The sequence below is a fragment of the Mycobacterium sp. NPDC051804 genome, from assembly GCF_044452905.1.
Classification (GTDB): Bacteria; Actinomycetota; Actinomycetes; order Mycobacteriales; family Mycobacteriaceae; genus Mycobacterium.
This window is the reverse complement of record NZ_JBITCD010000006.1, coordinates 43,184-64,620: the sequence shown is the minus strand read 5'-3', so window position 1 is coordinate 64,620 and position 21,437 is coordinate 43,184. Positions and strand designations below refer to the sequence as shown.

The following is a 21,437-nucleotide window of genomic DNA, read 5'->3' as shown; positions in this document are numbered from 1 at the left end:
TGCCGTAGGTGAAGATTGCCTGTAATAGGAGGTCTGCATGTCTTCCCACTTGGAAGTCTTCAAGCCGACGGGACGAGAGCTGGTCCCGTTGACCGGCGAACGGGTGACCCTCGGCAAGGCGTCGACCAATGTGGTCGCACTCGATCACGACCCCACCGTTTCTCGACTGCACGCCATCCTGGAGAACCATGGGTCGGCATGGTCGATCCGCGATCTGGGCAGCCGCAACGGCACGTTCGTCAACGGTGAGAAGATCACCGCCGAACAGGTGCTGCGATCCGGTGACGAGGTGCGCATCGGGAAATCCCGGCTGGTGTATCTGCAGGCGCGACAGTCGGGCGAACCGGTCGAGGAAGCGACGATCGTGCCCGATGCCGGCCAGCTGCCGCCGCGGCTGACGCGGCGCGAGGTGGACGTCCTCATGGTTTTGTGCCGGCCGCTGGTATCCGACGACCCGTTTCCGGAACCGGCGTCGGTTCGTCGAATGGCGGGCGAGCTGTACGTCACCGAGGCCGCAGTCAAACAACACCTGCAGAACCTCTACGACAAGTTCGCCATCCCCACCGAGGGCGACCGCAGGGTCCGGCTGGCCAACGAGGCGCTTCGGCGGGGCGCCGTCACGATCGCGCAGCTGCGCGACAGCGGGGGCTAGTTGAAGTCCAGCGCTTCGACGACCGCCACCGGACCTTCGTGGCTGGGTCGGTCCGCGCCGCCGATGCAGAACAGCGTCGTGTCGACGGCCGCCACCGCCTGACCGTGCACCGGTGTGTTGATCGGCGCCTGCGTCGTCCACTTGCCCGTGGAGATGTCATACATCTCGACGGTCGCGAGCACCCGTGTCGGTTCCTCCCCACCGACGGCGATGATCCGGCCGTCGATGAGCGCGGCGCCGTAGCTGCCCCGCGGAGTGGGCATGTCCGCGAGCTTTTCCCAGCTACCGGACTCCGGATCGAAGCGTTCGAAGGCGGCCGAGTTCTCGTCGGCACTGAGCGACCGACCTCCGACGGCGTACACGTAGACGCCGTCCGATACCGCAGCCAAATGTTCACGCGGCGTTGGCATCTCGGCTGCCGCAGTCCAGGACTCGCCGTCGAAGACCTCGGTCTGGGTGACTAGCTTCTTGTCGTCCTGCCCGCCGAGGACCACGATCTTGTCGTCGACCACCGCGGCCGACGGGGCGGCCCGGGCGTGCTGGAGGCTCGGCAGCTCTTCCCATTTCCCGTTGCGGAAGGCGAAGACCTTGTTGGACGCCTCGGCGACGGTTTCGCTGGCGCCGCCGATGACGACGACCTCACCGCGATACCCCGCGGCCGTCGCGTGATGCAGCGGAATGGGTAGCGGAGGAAGCGTCTCCCAGTTTCCGGTCTTCGGGTCATAGCTCTCGAACGTGTCGAGCGTCTCGGCGTGACCCAACATGCCCCCGGCGACGTAGATCTTCCCGTCGAGCACGGTCGAAGCCATCATGAGTCTCGCGGTCGGCGCGTCCGGTAACGTCCGCCATTCCGCCGCCGGTTGTGGTTTGCGCGGTGCGAGTTTCAGCGATTCGGCGGACGCGGTGATCTGACTACCGGCATCCGTCGACCCGCCGATCGCGTAGACGGTCTTGCCCACGGCTGCGACCGCCACGCCGTGCCGCGCGGTCCCCAAATCCGGTAGCGCCGTCCAGGTTGACGTGGTGAGGTCGAGCGCCGCCACACTCTTGAGAACCTCGCCGTCGGACACTCCGCCGACGGCCACCAACCGGGCGTCGGCGATTGCCACCCCAAAGTCGCTGCGCCCCTCCGGAAGTGCGGGCATGGCCGTCCATTTGTCCGCAACGGGGTCATAGGCCTCGACCGCCGTGGAGTCAGAGGAGCCGTTGGTGCCGCCGATCGCGTATACCAGCTTTCCGTCGGACGCCGCACCGGGCATCTGCCGTGGCGTCGGCATAGGGGCACCGAGCCGCCACCCGGTACCGTCGTAGATCTCGGTGGTGTTCAACAGCTTTCCGCTGGCGTCCACACCGCCGGTGACGACGAGTTGGTCGCCGACGACGCCGGCCGCTGCGGCCGCCCGTGGCTGCAGCAGTGGAGGCAACTCCACCCAGCGGCTGTTGACGACCCGCCAGACCTTGTCCGTCGCCACCTCCTCATTGGTGCCGTCGGTGCGCCACCCGCCGAGAACGACCGGGGTGTCCTCCCACGTCACCGCCATCGCGCGCTGCACCGGAACGGGCAGGTTCTCGCCGCCCTTCCAGCTGTCGAGCGCGGGGTCGTAACCTTCGTGGGCCCCGCTCACCTGGTTGCCTGCTCCCATGCCGCCGAACACCCAGATGGTGCCGTCGGCTTCGGTGGCGGCCACCGCATCGCGCGCGACGCGGGCGTCGGCGATCGGAGCCCATTCGGGTTGCGCCTCGACGGTGGGCCGAGGCGGGGCGGCCTGCTGCTGTTCCTCGCCCTTGTCGTCGCGCGAGGTGAATACGTAGATGACGCTGATCACCAGGAGCAGCGCAACGGCGGCGGCGCCGACGGTGATGAGGAGCCGCTTCGGGTCTTTCTTCTCCGATCGAGCTCCCGGCTCGGGGTCGGGCTGCGGGGTCGCATCGGACGGGGGCGCCGGAGGCGGCGATGCGGGCGGGATCGGCGGCACCTGCCAGGGCAGATTCCCCTGGCTGACGGACGATGTGTGGGCGAACATGTTGGGATCCAGCGGCGGCGCCGAGCTTTCCGCGCTGACGGGTAGGACCGGCGCGGATTCAGATACTGCGGTGCGGATCTGAGACGCCTCGGGGGGCGCCCCGGTGAGCGGCAATGCCTGGGTGCCGCCCGTCGGCTCGGGTTCACCGCCGGGCCCACTGAGCGCCATCGGATCCGCCGTCAACCCGTTGTGGCGTTGCGCCAGCTGCAACTCGTGGCCGAACTCGGCCACCGATACCTGGCGATCTCCAGGCTCGCGAGACATCGCCTTCTCGATCGCCGCGCAGACATCGGTCGGGATTCCGTGCGGCCGCAGATCCGGTACCGGCGTCGATGTGATGCGTAGATAGTGCGCGATCAGATCCTCGTCGGCCTTGCGCTCGTGTGGCGGTCCACCGGCGATCAGCGCGTACACCGTGGCACCGAGAGAATACACGTCGGCCGCAACCGTCGGCGGGTTACCCGCAAGGACCTCAGGTGCGGTGTAGGAGAGGGTGCCGGTGAAGAAACCCGTCACCGTCTTGTAGCCACCGGCAATTCGCGCGGTGCCGAAGTCGCTGAGTTGCGGTTCGCCGTAGTCGTTGAAGAGAACGTTCGCCGGTTTGATGTCGCGATGCAAAGTGCCTGCCCGGTGGGCGGTCTCGAGCGCACCACACAATTTCACGGCCATACGCAGTGCCTCGGGCCACGCGATCCGGCCCTCGCGGCGCAGCCGCTCGGCGAGGGAACCGACTGAGTGATAAGGCATCACGATGAACGGCCGGCTGTTCTCGGTGACACCGACCTGGAGGATGTTCACGATATTCGGGTGGCCGGAGAGCCCTCCCATCGCAAAGCCCTCGCGCAGAAAACGCTCGCGATCCGTGTCGTCGAGATCAGACGCCAGCACCTTGACGGCAACACTTCGTCCCAGCGACTTCTGGGAGCAGCGATAGACGACGCCGCTGCCACCCCGGCCAACCTCGACGGCGTCTTCGAACCCGGCAGCTGCCAGTTCGGACGCAATACCGCTCGCCATCTGCCTATCGTCCTCCGCGAAACACGAAAATTTCGCTAAACGTACCTAGCAAAGGCACCGCAGGCGCAGCATTTGCGCTTCGCAGTGCGCCGGTATCGATGAGGAACGCTTATCAGGCTCGACGGGGCGTAAGGTCACCGGCAGGAAGGATTACCTAACGACCTCGCGGGTAACCGAAACCAATGGCTGCAGTGGATGCGCGAACCCATGGCGCCGCGAGGGGCGTCGTCGCGGTGGGCGCCTCGGCGGGCGGCGTCGAAGCCTTGAGCGAATTCGCTGCCGGCCTTCCGTCAGATCTGACATATGCGGTCCTGGTGGTTCTACATATGCCGCCGGAAGCGCCGAGCGTGCTCGCCAAGATCATGGACCGCAGCGGACCCCTGCCCGCGGTCTCGGCCACGAACGGCACACCATTGGAGCCAGGGCGGATCTATGTGGCGGTGCCCGACCGCCACCTATTGGTTCGTGACAACAGGATCGTCCTCTCGGAAGGCCCGACCGAGAACGGTCACCGGCCAGCAATCAATGCATTATTCCGTTCCGTCGCACTGAATTTCGGGCGACACGCGGTTGGCGTATTGATGTCGGGCGTGCTCGATGACGGAATCCTCGGTGCTGCAGCCATCCAATCCCGTGGCGGCGAAACCGTCGTCCAGCATCCCGACGACGCGATGTTCGCGGCCATGCCACTGAACGCGTTGCGCGCCGGGGTGATCCACCACCAGGTAGCGGCCGCCAAAGCCGGCGTTCTGCTCTCCCAACTCGCCGACCGGATTATCGAGGAGCGAGAGATGGAGCGGGACACCGGAATGGAATTGGAGAACCGCATCGCGATGGCGCGGCGATTTTCCACTGTTTTCGACTCGGAAGAGCTGGGTCCACCGTCCGGATATACCTGCCCGGATTGCAACGGCTCGTTGATGACAGTCGGCGAGAGCAACTATCGATGCCATGTGGGCCACGCCTGGACGCCTGAGTCGCTGTTGAGGGCGCGCGATGACGAGGTGGAAGGCGCGCTTTGGATCGCCCTGCGAAGCCTGCAGGAGAAGGCCAAGTTGTCGCGTCGGCTAGCCGCCAATGTCGGCTCCGGCATGATGGCCAAGCGGTATACAGAGCTCGCGGAGGAAGCGGAGCACGCCATGGGCGTCCTCGGCCGACGATTGTCGGAAGCACCGTCAGCGACGGGTGCTCACGGTGGCAGCGGATCGTGAATCGATGTTGACAGTCTCACCCCGCGCGGTCGAGGACGCGTTGGCGCTCACCGTCTGCGGGACCTTGGACACCAGCACGTATCGCCAGTTGCGCGACGAAATCATCAAGGCGGCGCTCGACGAACCTAGCGCGGTCATCATCGATGTCTGCAGCCTGGAGGTCCCCGCCTCGTCAGCCTGGTCTGTCTTCACCAGCGCACGCTGGCACGTCCGCACCTGGCCGGAGATCATGATCGCTCTGGTGTGCGACGACGCCGCTGTGCGCAAAACAATCGCCCACAACGGCATCCAACGCTACGTGCCGGTGTTCCCGACGCTCGAGACCGCCACCGACGCCGTCTCGCACGCGGACCTTCCCCGGTGGCGACGGCGCGCCCGAGCCGACCTGCCGGCGACGGAGGAAAGCTTGAACGCGTCCCGAGGATTGGTCGAGGAGTGGCTGACGACGTGGTCGCAGACTGAGCTGATTCCGGTCAGCAAAGTGGTCGTCACGGCTCTGGTCGAAAACGTGTTGCAGCACACCGACAGCCGGCCCAATGTTCGGCTGGAGACCGACGGGGTGAAAGTCACGGTTGCCGTATCGGACGGCAGCTCGTTGCCCGCGAACTTTCGTGAGGCGGGCACGAGCGGCAAACTGCCGACGGGTCTGTGGATCGTGTCCTCGCTGTGCCGCGCGTGGGGCAACGCGCCGACACCTACAGGAAAGACGATCTGGGCCGTCGTCGGCCCAGAGAACCGCCTGTAGCTTTAGCTTTGTCGGAAGTGCCATTCTCGGCGGTGGAACGGGACACAAGTTGACCGATCAGACAGCGGAGTCGTTCGAAGCCCTTCTGCGCTACATGCGTGACTCCCGGGGCTTCGACTTCACCGGCTACAAGCGCACCTCGTTGATGCGGCGGGTGCGGCACCGGATGGAGCAGGCTGGTTACGAAACCTTCGAGGAGTACCTCGACGCGTTGCAGGCCGGCAGCGACGAGTTCGCGGCCCTGTTCAACACGATATTGATCAATGTCACCGCCTTCTTCCGCGATCCGGCCGCGTGGGATTACCTCCGGGACGAGGTCATTCCAGGCATTCTCGCCACGCGAGGCCCGAATGATCCCGTGCGGGTGTGGAGTGCGGGGTGCGCATCCGGTCAGGAGGCGTACTCGTTGGCGATGCTGCTCGCCGAAGCTCTCGGACCGGACGCCTACCGGCAGCGGGTGAAGATCTATGCGACCGACGTCGACGAGGACGCACTTGCCGAGGCGCGCGCGGCGACCTACGACGCGAGAGCGGTGGAGTCGGTCCCAGACGAGTTGCGGGAACGATACTTCGATCATGTGAACGGCCGATACGCCTTTCGCAAAGACCTTCGCCGGGCGGTGATCTTCGGCCGCAACGATCTCGTCAGGGATGCACCCATCTCACGGGTCGATCTGTTGGTGTGCCGGAATACTCTGATGTACCTCAATGCGGACACCCAGCGAAACGTGTTGAGCCGTCTGCATTTTGCACTTGCACCACAGGGCGCTCTCTTCCTGGGGCACGCCGAGATGCTATTGAGTCACGGCGATCGCTTCAGCCCGCTCGACCTCGCGCACCGCATCTTCCGCAAAGCGGCGGGCTCGCACAGCGGCATCGAGCGGTACGACAACGCGACGGCCGCAGGTGAACGCCAGACCGATCTGCACGGGTTGGCGCCGGTCCGCGACCTGGCGTTTCGCGCAAGCCCGGTCGCCCAGATCGTGGTGACCGGAGACGACACCGTAGCCATGGTCAACCAGCAGGCCGAGCTGACATTCGGCCTGTCGGCACGTGACATCGGTCGGCTGTTGCGAGACCTGGAAGTCTCTTTCCGGCCTGTCGAACTGCGCGCCTATATCGAGCAGGCGAAGGTCGATCGCCGATCGGCGCTCATCCAGGATGTCCATTGGGAGCGGCAGGGTTTCGACACGATCTGGTTCGAGATCCACATCAATCCACTCGTCGACACAGAGAACGGCCTGCTGGGGGTCTCGATTGTGTTCTTCGACGTGACCGCCACCAAGGCGTTGGTCGACAAAGTCGTGCAGACCAACCGCCAGCTTGAAAGCGCCTACGAGGAGTTGCAGTCGACCAACGAGGAGTTGGAGACGACCAACGAGGAATTGCAGTCGACGGTCGAGGAACTCGAAACCACAAACGAAGAACTGCAGTCCACGAATGAAGAGCTCGAAACGATGAACGAGGAGTTGCAGTCCACCAACGACGAACTGCACACCATCAACGACACCCTTCGCGAGCGAAGTATCGAGCTGGACCAAACCAGGAATTTGCTTGGCTCGCTGGTCGACTCGGTGCGCGTCGGAATGGTGGTGGTGGACCGCGAGATGCGGGTTCTGGTGTGGAACCGAGCCGCAGAGGAGCTATGGGGCCTGCGAGCTGAGGAAACCACTGGGGCGCCGTTGAGTTCGCTCGACTTCGGACTTCCGATCGACGAAGTGAAGACCATGATCGGCCGGGTCTTCGTCGACGCAGACGCATCGGATGAAGCCATCATCGAGGCGGTGACCCGCCGTGGCCGTACGGCCCGAGTGAAGGTCACGACGTCGTCGTTCCGTGCATCTGATGCGGCGAATGGCGCTCTGCTGATGATGGAGATTCAGCCCTGAGCCATATCCGCGGCCGCGGCAGTTCCGTGTTTCAGTGCTGCGTCGCGGTGACGTTCAGCCGCGTCCTGATGGACAGCGCCTTCGCGATCTGAAGCCAACAGCGCCGCCTGCTCGTGTAGCGCAGCGGCTCGAAGGTGCACCTGCTCGGCGTTGGCATGCCGGCCACCAGCCGCCCGGTGCGCACGTTTCGCCCGTTCGAGCGCCTGCTCGGCCCGGCGTTGGGCGAGCGTCGCCGATTCGAGTGTCGGTGAAAAGCCCTGAGCCAGCTCCACCCGCCGTTGCCGAAGTTCGTTCGCCCGTTCGTTCGCCGCATTTCCCCGGAATTCGGGAGAGTTATCGGAGTTACTTGGGCCTTCGTCGACCTTCATCGTGACCACCGTCCAAAACTTTGGTGGTGACGAGTCGCTCCGCCACCTCGACGAGCGGAATGTTCGACGATTGCGACAACCGCGTGAGCAGGTCAAAGGCATGTCCCGCGTCAACGTCGAACCGTTCCATGATGATGCCTTTGGCCTGACCAATGATATCCCTGGAAGCCAGTGCGCTGCGAAACTGCGCGTCACGCATCAGGATGTTCCAGGCGATGGCCATGTGCGTCGCATACACGAGACCAACCTCAATTGAATTCCCGTCGAAGGCATTGGCGGACTCCGAGTAATAGTTGAGGGCACGCAGTTTTTTCTTCGCTGTGAACAATTCGAAGGACAGAATCGACCTGATCGGTGTCCGGTCGATCACTTCCCGACGGTAATCGGGCCACCTGTCGTCGGCGGCGAGATCGCTGACGTGCATGGTGTGCTGCTCCCAAGCAGCCGTCACGCAGGGGCCTTGGCGATGGGTGTGCTGGATGTCGTCGAGCAGTCTGGCGTACGGGTGTGTGGCGGCGACTGATTCGACCGTCCCTTTCGGTCCGATGACCGTTATGCCGGCGTATTCCGCGCCGGGCACCGCGTCGACTGCGCGCTCTGCTAGCTCGCGAAGCGCGGATGACGGCTCCGCGTGCGGCTCATTCTGCAGCCGGCGGATCAACTCCACGGCCTCGCGATTCGCTGACTCGGGACGTACAGGCATTTCCCAACCTCCGACAGTTGGCCAGCTCTCGTAGAAGATAGCCACCTTGACCGATGGGCAAACCCGAGCTTCCCGCGCGTAGTGAGCACCGATCACCATCAATACGATTCCCAGACGACCTCTGACGGTTGCTTATCCGTACGCAGGCCCCGCCAGCTCGGTTGCCGTAACCGGTCGTCGGAGGTCCGTTCGCTGTAGCGCACTTCGCCGACGAGTTCGGGCTTCACGAAGGTGACGCCCCTGGCGTCGAGTTTGGAAAGACGCGCATTGAATGGTGATTCGTCGGTCTCCAGTGGCTTCAGAATGCCTTTGAGTTTGGCTAGTTCCTTCTCCGTGAAACCGGTGCCGACCCGCCCCACGAACTGCAAGCCGTCGTCGGCGGGGATACCCAGCATCAGCGCTCCGATGCCGCTGGACCGGCCGCCCTCCCCTTTGCGCCAGCCGCCGATCACCACTTCCTGGGTGTTCCAGATCTTGTCCTTGATCCACGACGACGACCGCCGTCCCGGTTGGTAGGTCGCGTCTTTCCTCTTCGCGACGACGCCCTCCCAGCGCTTCTTGCGGGCATGCTCCAGCGCTTCGGGACCGTTGCCCGGCAGCAGGTCCGGGACGATCAGACCGCCTCCTTCGGCCAAGGCTTCCAGCAGACGGCGACGGTCGGAGTATTTGGCCTTGAGGAGCGAGCGGCCGTCGAGGTAGAGAATGTCGAACGCCCAGTACTCGAGCCGGGTGGACCGTGCGCGGTTCTGCATCTGACCGAAACTGGGTACTCCCGACTCGTCGAGCGCGACCGCCTCACCGTCGAGGATCACGTGGTGATCGGCGAGATCGGCTGCAAGAGCGGCGAATTGCGGATACTCGTCGGTGACGTCGCGGCCACGGCGGGACCGCAGGTTGAGACGGCCGTGGTTCGCGTCAACCAGGACGCGGTAGCCGTCCCACTTGCCCTCGAAAGCCCACTGCGCTGAGGTCATCTTCGCGATCGAGCCTTCTGTCGCGAGCATCGGGGCCAGATCGCTGGCCTGTGGGTTGGCCTGCTCCTTCATGCGATGCGCCAGCCAGTTCTTGCCGTTCGTCTGAATCAACGCGTAACGACCGTCGATCTTCTTGCCGTGCAACGTGATTATGACTTCGCCGCCCTTTTCGGGACCATCCGGAGAGTGATCGCGAAACTTCTCAGTCTCGTAAGTACCGGTGTCCCACAGGATCACCTTGCCGCCGCCGTACTCACCCTTCGGGATTTCGCCTTCGAAGGTGCCGTACTCGAACGGGTGGTCCTCGGTATGCACGGCAAGGTGGTTGACCGACGGAGTGTCAGGCAGGTTTTTCGGAACAGCCCAGCTGACGAGGACACCGTTACGCTCCAAGCGGAAGTCGTAGTGCAGCCGACGGGCGTGGTGTTCCTGGATGACGAAGAAGTCGTCGTTGCCCGCGGTCGGCGCGGAGCTGGGGACCGGCTCGGGTGTCTTGCCGGCATCGCGCATGCTGCGGTACGTGGTGAGCGCGTCGGCCACCGGTGCGTCGACGTCCATCTCGGCCAGCAGGTCACCGTCGGTGTCCAACCGCTCGAGCACCTCGTCGTAGCGAAGGTGTCGCAGATCGGGATCCTCGATCTCGTCCCAGGTGCGCGGTGCGGCTACGGTCGGCTCATCGCGTCCGCGCAGCGAATACGGCGCGATTGTTGTCTTGTTGCCGTTGTTCTGGCTCCAGTCGACGAACACCTTGCCGCTGCGAACGCTCTTGGTCATGGTGGCGGTCACCCGCTTGGGCATGGTCTTCTCGAGCTGCATCGCGATGCGCCGGGCGAGCACCGAGGCGCCATGCGAACTGATTGGCTTTTCCAGCGGCACATACAGATGCAAACCCTTGCTGCCGCTGGTCAGCGGAAAGGTGTCCAGACCGATGCCGGTGATGAGCTCGCGCACCTCGTGAGCGACCTCGCACAATTGCCGGAACGTGACACCCTCGCCCGGATCGAGGTCGAACACCACCCGAGTGGCCAGGCCGGGCGTCAGCTCGGCACCTTCATCTCTGGTCCACGTGCTGACGAATCGCCATTGCGGCACGTGCACCTCCAACGACGCCTGCTGCGCAATCCACGCCAGCCCCTCGGCGCTGTTGATGATCGGATACGTGGTGGTGCCGGACTTATGCGTGATCGACCCTCGCTCGAGCCAGTCCGGGGCGGACGACGCGAGCTGCTTCTCGAAGAACGCGGGCTCGTCGACGCCGTTGGGCCAGCGCTTTCGGGTGACGGCCCGGCCGGCGATATGCGGAAGCATCGCCTCGGCGATGTTGACGTAGTAGTCGAACACCTCGGCTTTGGTGGTCCCCGTGGCGGGGTAAAGCACCTTGTCGGGATTGGTCAGTTTCACCCGACCGAACTGATCCACCACACCACGGTATTACGCCGGGTAGCGTGCGACTATGACGAGAATCTTCGCGGCGTGCCTGCTCGCGGCCGCAGCCATCGTCGTCTCGGCGCCGCAGGCAGGCGCCGACCCCGAGGATCTGCTGCCCTACTGCTCGGGCGATCAAACGCCGATGGACAACAACTGCCGGCCGATGGCCCACCAGGAAGCCACCCACGGCGGGAGTGGTCTAAGCCCGAACCTGCCGAGCGGTCTGGACCCCGGCAACCCTGCCGTCGTCGGCTGACAAGTTCGGCGACGCTAGCGTCCCACTCGCCTCACACATGCGCTTTTCGCTGCGATCTACTCGCACTTCCTCTGCAAAAGGTGGAACGGTGAGACGGCGGTGACCTGGCCCGAAGCCGAACCACGTCTATTCATCGGCGAGCGACAGCACCTCGAACGGCTCGGTCGGCGTCTCCGCGATGGCCACCTTCGCCGCAGAGTCAGTGGGGACGACGCCACCGTGCAGTGCGGCGAGGGCGGCATTGGTGCCCACGTCGCGACCGGCCTGCTCACTCAGCAGCCAACGAACTTCGAGTAGATCGCAGTAGGCCTGAATCGGAGTGCCCTTTTTGCCGACGACGTCGTGGGCCAACCGCTCGTACGGTGTCAAGACCTCGATGACCCATAACCTGGCGGCGGTGCGCTCGTCGACATCGTGCCCCTCTTCCCGACACAGCTGCGCCTGATACGCGATCAAGTCCCCCAGCAGTATCTGGGCCTGCCCCTCTCCGACGGCCAAACCGGTCAGGTCCTGCAATCGCTGAGCGTGGTAGCGCCGATCACCAACGGCAACATGAAGTTTGAGCTCACCCGACTCGACGGGCTGCAGCACGACCTCGTCGACAGCGAAGCCGAGGTCGTTCAGTTTGCGCACGGTCCCTTCGACGCGGTAGCGGTCGGTGAAGCCGAACACGGGCTCGGCGTGCAGAGCATCCCACAGCATGTCGTAGCGGGCCCTGGTGTCCTGAACCTCGGAGATCAGCACGTCCTCCAGCGCCGTCCGTCCCAGCCGCTCGGCAAGGTCGACCATCCCCATCGCGACGTTCTCAACCATGATGTCGAGGTCGTGCTCGCGTTGCCCTCGGCTCAGAGTCGGATGCACTTCCGACGTCTCGGCGTCGACCAGCCACGCCTGCAGCAGCTGACCATCGCGGGAAAACAGCGTGTTGGCCAGCGAGCAGTCGCCCCAGAACACCCCGTGTCGATGCAGCTCCACCAACAAGCCGGCCATCCCGTCGAGGAGCCGAGCGCGGTGCTTCGGCTGGTCTGGCGGCAACCGCATGAACAACCTGCGGTACTGCCACGACCCTTCGAGGTAGCGGGTGACCAGAACCGCGGTGTCGAACTCGGGCTGCAGCACCACGCCTGCGGGACGGACCGCGGGCAGACCCATCTCCTCCAGCTGTCGAAGCACGTCGTACTCCTTGGCCGCTATCCGCGGCGGCATGTCCTTCACCGCCCAAAGGGCGCCGTCGGCGTCCACGAACTTCACCAGGTGCCGGCTGGGGCCCACCGCGATGTCCCGCAACGGGACATCCGGCACCGTCCAATCGCGCAGGGGCCGGTCCCACGGCAACGCCAGGAGACCCGGAGTCGTTGTCCGGAGCCGGAACTCCGGCGCGCGCATACTCAGTTGATGCGGTCGCCGGTCTCCGGATGGAACAGGTGGACCTTGCCCTCCGGCTTCATCCGCAACTCGACGGTGTCCGCGAGCTTCACCGGCGTGCGCGACAGCGACCGCGCCACCAACTGCACATCGGGATGCGCGTGGGTGTAGAGGTAGGTCTCGCTGCCCAGGTCTTCGACGAGGTCGATCACCACATCGATGCCGCCGCCCGGCGACACCTCAAGATCCTCGGGACGAATGCCGAGCGTGACGGTGTCGACGCCAGCGTCGGCCAGCTTCGTCAGGTGCTCGCGTTCCAGTGGCAACGTGGAGTCCTCGCTGATGCGTACACCATCAGAAACGACGCGGCCCGTCAGCAGATTCATCGCGGGTGAACCTATGAAGCCGGCGACGAAAGCGTTGGCCGGCTTGTCGTAAAGGTCGGTGGGAGAGGCGAACTGCTGCAGTTTCCCGAAGCGCAGCACGGCCACCCGATCGCCCATCGTCATCGCCTCGACCTGATCGTGCGTGACGTAGACGGTGGTGGTGCCGAGACGCCTTTGCAGCGCCGCGATCTGGGTACGCGTCTGCACGCGGAGCTTGGCGTCGAGGTTCGACAGCGGCTCGTCCATGCAGAACACCTGAGGCTCACGGACGATGGCGCGGCCCATCGCGACGCGCTGCCGCTGGCCGCCGGATAGCTTGGCCGGCTTACGGTCGAGGAACTCGGTCAGGTCGAGGATCTTGGCGGCCTCTTCGACCTTTTTCCGTCGTTCCTCGGCCGAAACACCACGCAGCTTCAATGCGAAACCCATGTTCTCCGCGACGGTTTTGTTCGGATAGAGCGCGTAGTTCTGGAAAACCATTGCGATGTCCCGGTCTTTGGATGGCACGCCGACCATGTTCTTGCCGCCGATCTCGATGCTGCCCTCGTCGATGTCTTCGAGGCCCGCCAGCATCCGCAGTGCGGTGCTCTTGCCGGATCCGGACGGTCCCACCAGGACGACGAATTCACCGTCTTGGATGTCAAGGTTGAGCGAGTCGACGGCGAGCTTGTCCGAGCCCTCGTAGATGCAGGTGGCGTTGGTGTAGGTGATGGATGCCATTGGTTGCTCCTATTTGATTGCGCCGAAGGAAAGACCACGAACGAGCTTGTTCTGTGCGAACCACCCGCAGAGGATCACGGGGAGTGCGGCCATGGTTGCGGCCGCCGACAGCACGGCCCAGTACTGACCCTCACCGGCAATGAAGCCGACGAGGTACACCGGCATGGTCTGAGCGTTCACCGCGGTCAGGTTGACCGCGAAGAAGAACTCGTTCCACGCGAAGATCACGCAAATCAGCGCGGTCGCCGCGATGCCGGGCGACACCAGCGGCAGGATCACCTCACGCACCGACCGCCACAGGCTTGCGCCGTCCAGGCTGGCCGCCTCGAGCAACTCGCCCGGCACTTCGAGGAAGAACGACCGCATCATCCATACCGCGATCGGCAGGTTCATCGAGGTGTAGAGGATGACCAGTGCCCAGATATTATCCAGCAGGCCGATATTGGACACGATCACGTACAGCGGCAGGATCGCCGCGACGATCGGCAGCATCTTGGTGCTCATGAAGAAGAACAGCGCATCCTGCGTCTTGCGCACCGGCCGTAACGACAATGCGAATGCGGCAGGAACCCCGAGGATCAGCACGAGGAGCGTCGAAATGCCCGTGGCCCAAACGGAGTTCAGCATGGCGGGCCCGATGCCTTGATCGAACACCTTGGTGTACTGATCCAGCGTCGGTGTAAAGAAGAGCGTCGGCGGGCTGGTCGCGGCGTCAGCTTCCTGTTTGAAGGACGTCAAGACCATCCAGAACACGGGGAAGAAGAATCCGAGCCCCACCAGCCAGGCCACCGCTCCCCACGCGTCGAACTTGCGCGCCTTCTTCTTGGGCGCAACCGCCGAATCCTTGACCGCAGTCGACTTTTCCGCTGTTGTCGTCATCAGGCCGCCTCTTCCTTGCCAGAGAATGATTTGAAGATCAACCGGAGTGCGAAGCTCGCGACGAACATCGTGAAGATCACGACCACCACACCCATTGCCGCGGCCTGGCCCATGTCAAAACCGAGGAACGCCCGCTGGTAGATGTAGAAGGGCAGGTTCGCACTCGCGATGCCCGGCCCGCCCTGCGTCATCATGTAGATGGCGTCGAACGTATTCACCAGGTAGACCGCGCCGAGCACGACGCCCAATTCGATGAAGCGCCGAAGGTGAGGCAGCGTCAACTCACGGAAGAGTTGAAACGCGCCCGCGCCGTCGACTCGACCGGCCTCCAGGATGTCGCGAGGCATCGACTGGAGGCCGGCGAGGATCAGCAGCATCATGAACGGTGTCCACTGCCAGATCAGTTCGACCATCACCATGGGCAACGGGAACTGACCGATCCAGTCAACCGGACCGATGCCGACCAACGACAAAACCCAGTTGAGGATGCCGTTGTTCGGATCGAGGATCGTGGTCTTCCAGATCAGCGCCGCTGCAACGGGTGTGACGAGAAACGGAGTGATCAACAAAGTCCTGACGACGCCGCGGCCCAGGAACGCTCTATCGAGCAGCAGCGCCAGCAGCAGGCCGAGGAATGCGGAGATCAGCACGACACCGACGATGAGGACCACGGTGTTCAGCCCCACGCGCCAGAACTGGCTGTCCTTGGCAACCGCGATGTAGTTGTTCAGCCCGACGAACTGACGTGAGCCCGGCCGCACCAGGTTCCAGGACAGCGTCGAATAGAAGAGCGTGAACAGGAACGGGATCTGGGTGACGACGATCATGAAGATCAGCGCGGGCAACAGCGGACCACGCCTACGCCAACCTTCGGCGCGACTCACCCCGGCCCCTTGGGCCTCCCGGATTTTGCGGACCCGTTCGGCGACGGCGCCCTGACCGGCGTCCGCCTGAGTTTCAGCAGTAACCGTCATCACTTCTCCTGATATGTGCGGCCGACGACCTCGGCGTATTCCTGTGCTTGCGAGAGCGCCTGATCCACTGTCTTCTGTCCGGCGATCGCAGCGCTGATCTGCTGGCTCACCCGCGTCCCGAGATCCTGGAACTCCGGGATTCCGACGAACTGCACACCGGTGTACGGAACCGGCTGCACCGTCGGCCTATTAGGAGTCGCGTTCTCGATCGACTGAAGCGTCAACGGCCCGTACGACTCCGATATCGCCTCGTACTCAGGCAAATCGGTGTACGTCGACGTCCGACTGCCCGGTGGCACGCGGGCCCAGCCCAGCTTTTCGCCGACCAGCTTCATGTAGTCCTTGCTGGTCATCCACGAGATGAACTTCCATGCGCCGTCGGGGTTCTTGGCGTGCTTCGGAATTCCCAGCGCCCACGTGTAGAGCCAGCCTGAGTCCGGCTTCTCCGCTATCGGCGCGGGCAGGTAGCCGATTTTGCCGACGAGGTCAGGGTAGGTCTTGGGGTCCTCCAGCACCGCGACGGCCGACGTCGCGTCGTACCACATGGCCGTCTGCCCTTGACCGAAAAGGTTGGCGCACTCCTGGAATCCCGTCGACGAGGCGCCGATCTCGCCGGCCTCGTTGATGAGGTCGACGTAGAAGTTGACGGCCCTGCTCACCTCGGGGCTGTTGAGTTGGGCGTTCCACTGCTCGTCGAACCAACGCCCTCCGAACGTGTTGATGACGGTGTCCAGCGGCGCCAGCACCTCACCCCAACCCGGCTTGCCGCGCAGGCAGATTCCCGCCATGTCGTCGGTCTTCAATTTCTTCGCCCAGTCCGCGACCTCTTGCCACTGAGGCTGATAGTTCGGATCCTGGTTGACCTTGATGCCGGCCTGCTCGAAAAGGTCTTTGCGGTACATCAGGAATGATGATTCGCCGTAGAACGGCACCGCATACATGTTGCCCTCATACGACAGCGACTCACGCAGCGAGGGTATGAAGTCGTTCTCGTCGTAGCCCGGCGTACTGTTCGCGAGCTCCGAAAGATTGATCAGCCAGCCGTCTTTGGCCCATTGCGGGGTCTCGAAATTGCTGATCATCACGACGTCGAACTCGCTGCCGCCCATCGCGGTCGACATGGTGATTTTTGCCCGTGCCTGGTTCTCCGACAGCGTGATGAACTTCAGCTTGGTGCCGGGGTTCTCCTGCTCGAACTCCGTCGACAACTTCTGCGCGTCCACCATCTGTGAGTTGGACACCAGCGCAATCGTCACCTGATTATCAGACGCTCCAAGGCTGCCCGCACCGGAACATCCCACAGCCGTGAGCGTCAGGCATGCCACGGCCGCCAACGCGGACCATCGCTTGAGTGCTTTCACCATCACGTCACCTTTCACTGGGCCAGTAGCCAACGGGCACAATCGATGTCACAAACCAACAGCCGGGCTAGGTTCCCGCGCAGCGCGCCGAGCGTGGCGGGATACTTGGTGGCACCGCTGGAGATCAGCAGCGTCTTCTGACAGCTACGGATGTCTTCGAGTGGAACTGAAACCGCGCGCTGCTGAAGTTCGGTGTCGACGGCGGCGCCGTCGGCGTCGAAGAAGCGCCCGCCGATCTCGCCCACCGCGCCCAGCGAGATCAACTCGTCGAGCATGCGGATGTCGAGATAGCTGCCTTCGAACAGCGTCGTGGAGGTCGAGACCGCGCCGACACCGAACAGCATGACGTCGGCACGCCTGCCCGCCTCGAGTGTCCGCGAGATCACCGAGTCGCTGCGCATAGATGCGACCGTCGATGGGTCGGCGTAGAGCGGGGCGGGCAGCCGGATCGCGTTGGCGCGCAGTACGTCTGCGCAGCGGCCGAGAATCAGCTCCGTGCCGGTCTGGTAAGCCGCGGTGGACATGGCGCCGTCCAGCTGCACCACAGCTCGGCAGCTGGCCATGCCGGGCGTCAATGCCGTCGCCACCGCTACCTGTTCGGGGCCCCACGTGAATCCGAGGACGTCGTCCGGTGCGAGCCGACGCATCAGCAGTGCAGCTGCGGCACGACCCACGCTTGCGAACGCGGCCGGCCGTCCGGGCGAACCGACGTCGACGCCATGTCCGGCCACCACCGCCTCGGTCAGGCCGAACCGTCGTTCGAGTTCGCGCTCCTCGTCGGCGTGCAGATCGTCGCGCAAGTCCGGAGGCACGACGACTTCGATGCGCACCAGCCCTTTGGCCTTGGCCCTGGCCACCAAGCGGCCCGCGGTCGGACGGGAGACGCCGAGGCGGTTCGCGATCTCGGCCTGTGTCAGGCCGTCGAGGTAGTAGAGGGTCGCGGCGCGCAGTGCCAGCCGAAGGTCTTCGGGTGTGCCAGCCCGACTCTGCGTCGGCATGCCGGCCACCTCGCCGTTCGACGTCGATGCGGTCACGAAGTCCGCCCCACTTTCCCTCTGCCGTGTGAGCATTTGCTCAGGGGTGCGAGTAGATGCTCATAACGCTAACATGTCGGGTGTGACGCAGACAACACTTTCCCCAGATACCCAGATGCGCGCGGCCGTACTCGTCGAGCCGGGACGCATCGAAATGGAGCAGCGGCCGGTACCAGCGGCACAGGCCGGCGACGTGCTGATACGGGTGTCGTCGGTCGGGGTATGCGGGTCGGATACGCATTACTACCGGCATGGCAGGGTGGGTGGCTTCGTGGTGACAGCTCCACTGATCCTCGGGCACGAAGCGGCGGGAACGATCGTCGGCGTCGGCGATTCGGTCGACCCGTCGCGCATCGGTCAGCGGGTGTCGATCGAACCGCAGCGGCCCGATCCCGACAGCGACGAAACGCGGCGCGGCCACTACAACCTCTGCCCGCATATGCGGTTCTTCGCCACCCCACCCATCGACGGCGCACTCTGCGACTACGTGACGATCGGTGCGGAATTCGCGCACCCGGTACCGGACTCGATGTCCGACGACGCCGCGGCACTGTGTGAACCGCTGTCGGTCGGCATCGCCGCGATCCGCAAGGCTGAACTCGACGGCCGATCGCGGGTCCTCATTGCGGGGGCCGGTCCCATCGGCATCGTGATGACTCAGCTCGCCAAGGCCTACGGCGCGACGGAGATCATCGTGAGCGATCCCGACCCCACCCGACGCGACCGTGCCGTGGCGTTCGGCGCCACCACGGCGACCGATCCCGCACGAGAGGGCACCGACGATCTTGCGGTCGACGCGTTCATCGACGCCTCCGGTGCCGCCGCGGCCGTCGCCGGCGGTATCCGCGCGGTGCGACCGGCGGGCAGGGTGGTCCTCGTCGGCTCGGGCGCCGAGTCGATGGAGTTGCCGACGCAACTGATTCAGAACCGTGAGCTCGTGCTGACGGGTGTGTTCCGGTATGCCAACACCTGGCCGACGGCGATCGCGCTGGTCGAATCCGGACGCGTCGACCTCGACGCCATGGTGACGGCCCGATTCCCGCTGGAAAAAGCCGCCGAGGCACTGGACTCCGATCGGATCCCGGGTAGCGTCAAGTCGGTGGTGACCGTGTCATGACAGTCAGCAGGCCTGGCTACGATCGCGACGAGATCAGCGTCGGCATAGTGCATTTCGGTGTCGGCGGCTTCCATCGCGCCCATCAGGCGATGTACATCGACCGCCTCCTGGAGAAGGGCCTGGCGAAAGACTGGGGCATCTGCGGTGTCGGTGTCCTGGCGTCCGACCGCAAGATGGCCGACGTGATGGCTGCCCAGGACGGCCTCTACACGCTGCTGCTCGAGAATCCGGACGGCACCCGTGACGCGCGGGTCATCGGTTCAATCGTCGACTATCGCTATGCACCCGACGATCCCGAATCGGTGATCGAACTGCTGGCCGCGCCGAGCACCCGCATCGTCTCGCTCACCATCACCGAGGGCGGCTACCACATCGACAGCGCCGGACCCGAGAGTGTGTTCGGTCTCGTCGCCGAAGCGCTGGCACGTCGACGCGACCGCGGCGTCGCCTCACCTACGATCGTGTCCTGCGACAACATCGAGGGCAATGGGGACGTCGCCCGGCACGCCTTCACGACCTACGCCGAACGCGTCCACCCCGGCCTCGGCGACTGGATGACCGCGCACACCAAGTTCCCCAACTCAATGGTCGACCGCATCACGCCGGTCACCACGCCCGACGTGATCGGCGTCGTCAAGGATGAATTCGGTGTCGACGACCAGTGGCCCGTCGCAGCGGAACCGTTCACGTCGTGGGTGCTCGAGGACGATTTCTCCGATGGCCGCCCACCCTTGGAGAAGGTCGACGTGCTGATGGTCGACGACGTCACACCGTACGAGTTGATGAAGCTGCGGTTGCTCAACGCCGGGCACCAGAGTCTTTGCTATTTCGCATATCTGGCGGGCTATCGGCTCGTGCACGACGCGGCCGGCGACCCGCTGTTCGCCGAGTTCCTGATGTCCTACATGGATGACGAGGCCACCCCGACACTCAAACCGGTGCCGGGCATCGACCTGCCGGACTACAAGCGCACCCTGATCGAGCGGTTCGCCAATCCCGGTGTCAGGGATACGATTACGCGGCTGTGCTTCGGGTCGTCGGACCGCATCCCGAAGTGGCTGCTCCCGGTGATCAGAGAGAACATGAGAACCGGCGCACCGATACGACTGTCCGCCGCAACCGTGGCCAGTTGGGCGCGGTACGCCGAGGGTGTCGACGAGCAGGGTGAGCCGATCGATGTGCAGGACCAGTTGGCCGACACCCTTGTCCCGCTGGCGAAGTCGCAACGAGAGAATCCGACCGCGTTCATCGAGAACAGCGAGGTGTTCGGCGACCTCGCAAACGATTCACGCTTCGTCGACGCCTATGTCTGGGCGCTGGAATCGCTGCATCGCGACGGCGCGCGGGTGACGCTCGAGACGTTGCTTCGCAAGGACTCACCATGAGAGCACTGGTGATCGGCGAAGCGCTGATCGACATCGTCGAGCGAGGTCACGAGGTCACTGGCGAGCATGTCGGTGGCAGCCCGCTCAACGTGGCGGTGGGCTTGGCGCGACTGGACCGGGGAGTCGACTTCCTCACCCACATCAGTGACGATGCTCGCGGCAGGCGCATCGTCGAGTACGTCGAAAGCTCAGGAGTGCAATTGGTTTCGGGCAGCATGTCCGCCAACCGCACCCCGACCGCGGTCGCCAAGCTCGACGAAAGTGGTTCGGCGCAGTACACATTCGACATCGACTGGGCGCTCGCCGGCACTCCAGAGGTGACGCCGCCGCTCGTCGCTCACACAGGGTCGATCGCGGCATGGTTCGAGCCGGGCTGCCGGGCTACCGCCGCACTGCTGGATACGTACCACCCGTCAGCGACAATCACGTTCGACCCGAATGTGCGTCCGGCGCTGATCGAAGACGGAGACGCCACGAGAGGCCGGATCGACCGACTGCTCGAAAGGTGCGACGTGGTCAAGGCCAGCGACGAGGACCTGCGGTGGATCGACCCGAACCGCTCGGCCAAACAGATCGCAAGGACATGGCTCAGCCTCGGCCCGTCGATCGTCGCGGTGACGATGGGCGATCGCGGCGCGTTCGCGATGTGCGAAGCGGGCACGGCGCGGATCGCGGCGCTGCCCGTCAACGTGGTCGACACGGTCGGCGCCGGCGACGCCTTCATGACGGGACTGATCGACGCGCTGTGGGAGCTGAATCTGCTGGGTGCGGCGCGACGTCCCGACCTGCGCGGCATCGGTCTGGACGCGCTTCACTCGGTGGTTCAGACGGCGGCGCTGTCGTCGGCGCTGACCGTCAGCCGGGCGGGTGCAGACCTGCCCGATCGCGCAACACGGGACGCTGCAGCGGCGGGCTCCGGCCCGCGGTTGTCCCAACCCGGCTAACGTGGG

Annotated in this window: 18 protein-coding genes; 8 read left to right on the top strand and 10 right to left on the bottom strand. The window is 64.5% G+C overall.

Going from position 1 to position 21,437, the window contains the following annotated elements; translation table 11 throughout:
* Window positions 1-37: 37 nt before the first annotated feature.
* A complete protein-coding gene (locus ACIA48_RS23125) occupies window positions 38-652 on the top strand; it encodes an FHA domain-containing protein (protein WP_396737002.1) in 615 nt (204 codons plus the stop codon).
* Here the strand turns inward: ACIA48_RS23125 and ACIA48_RS23120 are convergent.
* Window positions 649-3,693 (bottom strand): kelch repeat-containing protein, encoded by a 3,045-nt coding sequence (locus ACIA48_RS23120; RefSeq protein WP_396736999.1) that lies wholly within the window; start codon window positions 3,691-3,693, stop codon window positions 649-651. The two genes, ACIA48_RS23125 and ACIA48_RS23120, sit on opposite strands and share 4 nt — an antisense overlap.
* A gap of 182 nt (window positions 3,694-3,875) precedes the next feature.
* Between ACIA48_RS23120 and ACIA48_RS23115 the strand changes: the two genes are divergently transcribed.
* From ACIA48_RS23115 to ACIA48_RS23105, 3 genes are read left to right on the top strand one after another with little or no spacing between them, the layout of a single operon-like run.
* On the top strand, window positions 3,876-4,904 hold the full coding sequence (locus tag ACIA48_RS23115) for a chemotaxis protein CheB (RefSeq protein ID WP_396736997.1): 1,029 nt from the start codon (window positions 3,876-3,878) through the stop codon (window positions 4,902-4,904).
* Between the two features lie 4 nt (window positions 4,905-4,908).
* Window positions 4,909-5,649, top strand: a complete 741-nt coding sequence (locus ACIA48_RS23110; protein ID WP_396736994.1) for an STAS domain-containing protein — start codon at window positions 4,909-4,911, stop codon at window positions 5,647-5,649.
* A gap of 49 nt (window positions 5,650-5,698) precedes the next feature.
* On the top strand, window positions 5,699-7,537 hold the full coding sequence (locus tag ACIA48_RS23105) for a CheR family methyltransferase (RefSeq protein ID WP_396736991.1): 1,839 nt from the start codon (window positions 5,699-5,701) through the stop codon (window positions 7,535-7,537).
* Here the strand turns inward: ACIA48_RS23105 and ACIA48_RS23100 are convergent.
* The 3 genes from ACIA48_RS23100 to ACIA48_RS23090 all read right to left on the bottom strand — a co-directional run bounded on the left by ACIA48_RS23100 (window position 7,528) and on the right by ACIA48_RS23090 (window position 11,004).
* Entirely contained in the window at window positions 7,528-7,905 is a 378-nt protein-coding gene (locus tag ACIA48_RS23100) for a hypothetical protein (protein WP_396736989.1), read from the bottom strand. The genes ACIA48_RS23105 and ACIA48_RS23100 overlap by 10 nt on opposite strands.
* Window positions 7,880-8,608, bottom strand: coding sequence for a GAF and ANTAR domain-containing protein (locus ACIA48_RS23095; protein WP_396738429.1), 729 nt, complete (start codon window positions 8,606-8,608; stop codon window positions 7,880-7,882). Before ACIA48_RS23095 ends, ACIA48_RS23100 begins: the two co-directional genes overlap by 26 nt.
* A gap of 98 nt (window positions 8,609-8,706) precedes the next feature.
* Window positions 8,707-11,004 carry an ATP-dependent DNA ligase gene (locus tag ACIA48_RS23090; RefSeq protein ID WP_396736986.1) on the bottom strand — a complete coding sequence of 766 codons (2,298 nt, stop codon included), beginning with the start codon at window positions 11,002-11,004 and terminating at the stop codon, window positions 8,707-8,709.
* A gap of 31 nt (window positions 11,005-11,035) precedes the next feature.
* On the opposite strand from ACIA48_RS23090, the gene ACIA48_RS23085 reads away from it, so the two are divergent.
* The gene (locus tag ACIA48_RS23085) at window positions 11,036-11,266 is read left to right on the top strand and encodes a hypothetical protein (RefSeq protein ID WP_396736983.1); all 231 of its coding nucleotides are present in this window, start codon (window positions 11,036-11,038) and stop codon (window positions 11,264-11,266) included.
* 126 nt (window positions 11,267-11,392) lie between these two features.
* Here the strand turns inward: ACIA48_RS23085 and ACIA48_RS23080 are convergent, their stop codons facing one another.
* The 6 genes from ACIA48_RS23080 to ACIA48_RS23055 are packed head-to-tail and all read right to left on the bottom strand — an operon-like array spanning window position 11,393 to window position 17,949.
* The gene (locus ACIA48_RS23080; RefSeq protein WP_396736980.1) at window positions 11,393-12,652 is read right to left on the bottom strand and encodes a DUF4032 domain-containing protein; all 1,260 of its coding nucleotides are present in this window, start codon (window positions 12,650-12,652) and stop codon (window positions 11,393-11,395) included.
* A 2-nt stretch (window positions 12,653-12,654) separates the two neighbouring features.
* Entirely contained in the window at window positions 12,655-13,737 is a 1,083-nt protein-coding gene (locus ACIA48_RS23075) for an ABC transporter ATP-binding protein (protein WP_396736978.1), read from the bottom strand.
* A gap of 9 nt (window positions 13,738-13,746) precedes the next feature.
* Window positions 13,747-14,616, bottom strand: coding sequence for a carbohydrate ABC transporter permease (locus ACIA48_RS23070; protein WP_396736975.1), 870 nt, complete (start codon window positions 14,614-14,616; stop codon window positions 13,747-13,749).
* On the bottom strand, window positions 14,616-15,590 hold the full coding sequence (locus ACIA48_RS23065; RefSeq protein WP_396736972.1) for a carbohydrate ABC transporter permease: 975 nt from the start codon (window positions 15,588-15,590) through the stop codon (window positions 14,616-14,618). The genes ACIA48_RS23070 and ACIA48_RS23065 overlap by 1 nt, the downstream gene beginning before the upstream one ends.
* Complete coding sequence (locus ACIA48_RS23060) at window positions 15,590-16,954, bottom strand: ABC transporter substrate-binding protein (RefSeq protein ID WP_396736970.1); 1,365 nt, start codon at window positions 16,952-16,954, stop codon at window positions 15,590-15,592. The genes ACIA48_RS23065 and ACIA48_RS23060 overlap by 1 nt, the downstream gene beginning before the upstream one ends.
* A gap of 11 nt (window positions 16,955-16,965) precedes the next feature.
* Window positions 16,966-17,949 (bottom strand): sugar-binding transcriptional regulator, encoded by a 984-nt coding sequence (locus ACIA48_RS23055; protein WP_396738426.1) that lies wholly within the window; start codon window positions 17,947-17,949, stop codon window positions 16,966-16,968.
* Window positions 17,950-18,100: 151 nt separating this feature from the next.
* Between ACIA48_RS23055 and ACIA48_RS23050 the strand changes: the two genes are divergently transcribed.
* The 3 genes from ACIA48_RS23050 to ACIA48_RS23040 are packed head-to-tail and all read left to right on the top strand — an operon-like array spanning window position 18,101 to window position 21,431.
* Entirely contained in the window at window positions 18,101-19,102 is a 1,002-nt protein-coding gene (locus ACIA48_RS23050) for an NAD(P)-dependent alcohol dehydrogenase (protein WP_396738424.1), read from the top strand.
* A complete protein-coding gene (locus ACIA48_RS23045; protein ID WP_396736968.1) occupies window positions 19,099-20,487 on the top strand; it encodes a mannitol dehydrogenase family protein in 1,389 nt (462 codons plus the stop codon). Before ACIA48_RS23050 ends, ACIA48_RS23045 begins: the two co-directional genes overlap by 4 nt.
* Window positions 20,484-21,431 (top strand): carbohydrate kinase, encoded by a 948-nt coding sequence (locus tag ACIA48_RS23040; protein ID WP_396736965.1) that lies wholly within the window; start codon window positions 20,484-20,486, stop codon window positions 21,429-21,431. Before ACIA48_RS23045 ends, ACIA48_RS23040 begins: the two co-directional genes overlap by 4 nt.
* Window positions 21,432-21,437 lie beyond the last annotated feature (6 nt).

What these genes read in the sequence shown, in the direction of transcription:
- ACIA48_RS23100 (WP_396736989.1), bottom strand. Translation starts at nt 7,905, where the DNA reads ATGAAGGTCGACGAAGGCCCAAGTAACTCCGATAACTCTCCCGAATTC.
- ACIA48_RS23110 (WP_396736994.1), top strand. Translation starts at nt 4,909, where the DNA reads ATGTTGACAGTCTCACCCCGCGCGGTCGAGGACGCGTTGGCGCTCACC.
- ACIA48_RS23050 (WP_396738424.1), top strand. Translation starts at nt 18,101, where the DNA reads ATGCGCGCGGCCGTACTCGTCGAGCCGGGACGCATCGAAATGGAGCAG.
- ACIA48_RS23060 (WP_396736970.1), bottom strand. Translation starts at nt 16,954, where the DNA reads ATGGTGAAAGCACTCAAGCGATGGTCCGCGTTGGCGGCCGTGGCATGC.
- ACIA48_RS23075 (WP_396736978.1), bottom strand. Translation starts at nt 13,737, where the DNA reads ATGGCATCCATCACCTACACCAACGCCACCTGCATCTACGAGGGCTCG.
- ACIA48_RS23040 (WP_396736965.1), top strand. Translation starts at nt 20,484, where the DNA reads ATGAGAGCACTGGTGATCGGCGAAGCGCTGATCGACATCGTCGAGCGA.
- ACIA48_RS23080 (WP_396736980.1), bottom strand. Translation starts at nt 12,652, where the DNA reads ATGCGCGCGCCGGAGTTCCGGCTCCGGACAACGACTCCGGGTCTCCTG.
- ACIA48_RS23055 (WP_396738426.1), bottom strand. Translation starts at nt 17,949, where the DNA reads ATGCCGACGCAGAGTCGGGCTGGCACACCCGAAGACCTTCGGCTGGCA.
- ACIA48_RS23045 (WP_396736968.1), top strand. Translation starts at nt 19,099, where the DNA reads ATGACAGTCAGCAGGCCTGGCTACGATCGCGACGAGATCAGCGTCGGC.
- ACIA48_RS23085 (WP_396736983.1), top strand. Translation starts at nt 11,036, where the DNA reads ATGACGAGAATCTTCGCGGCGTGCCTGCTCGCGGCCGCAGCCATCGTC.
- ACIA48_RS23095 (WP_396738429.1), bottom strand. Translation starts at nt 8,608, where the DNA reads ATGCCTGTACGTCCCGAGTCAGCGAATCGCGAGGCCGTGGAGTTGATC.
- ACIA48_RS23125 (WP_396737002.1), top strand. Translation starts at nt 38, where the DNA reads ATGTCTTCCCACTTGGAAGTCTTCAAGCCGACGGGACGAGAGCTGGTC.
- ACIA48_RS23120 (WP_396736999.1), bottom strand. Translation starts at nt 3,693, where the DNA reads ATGGCGAGCGGTATTGCGTCCGAACTGGCAGCTGCCGGGTTCGAAGAC.
- ACIA48_RS23065 (WP_396736972.1), bottom strand. Translation starts at nt 15,590, where the DNA reads ATGACGGTTACTGCTGAAACTCAGGCGGACGCCGGTCAGGGCGCCGTC.
- ACIA48_RS23070 (WP_396736975.1), bottom strand. Translation starts at nt 14,616, where the DNA reads ATGACGACAACAGCGGAAAAGTCGACTGCGGTCAAGGATTCGGCGGTT.
- ACIA48_RS23115 (WP_396736997.1), top strand. Translation starts at nt 3,876, where the DNA reads ATGGCTGCAGTGGATGCGCGAACCCATGGCGCCGCGAGGGGCGTCGTC.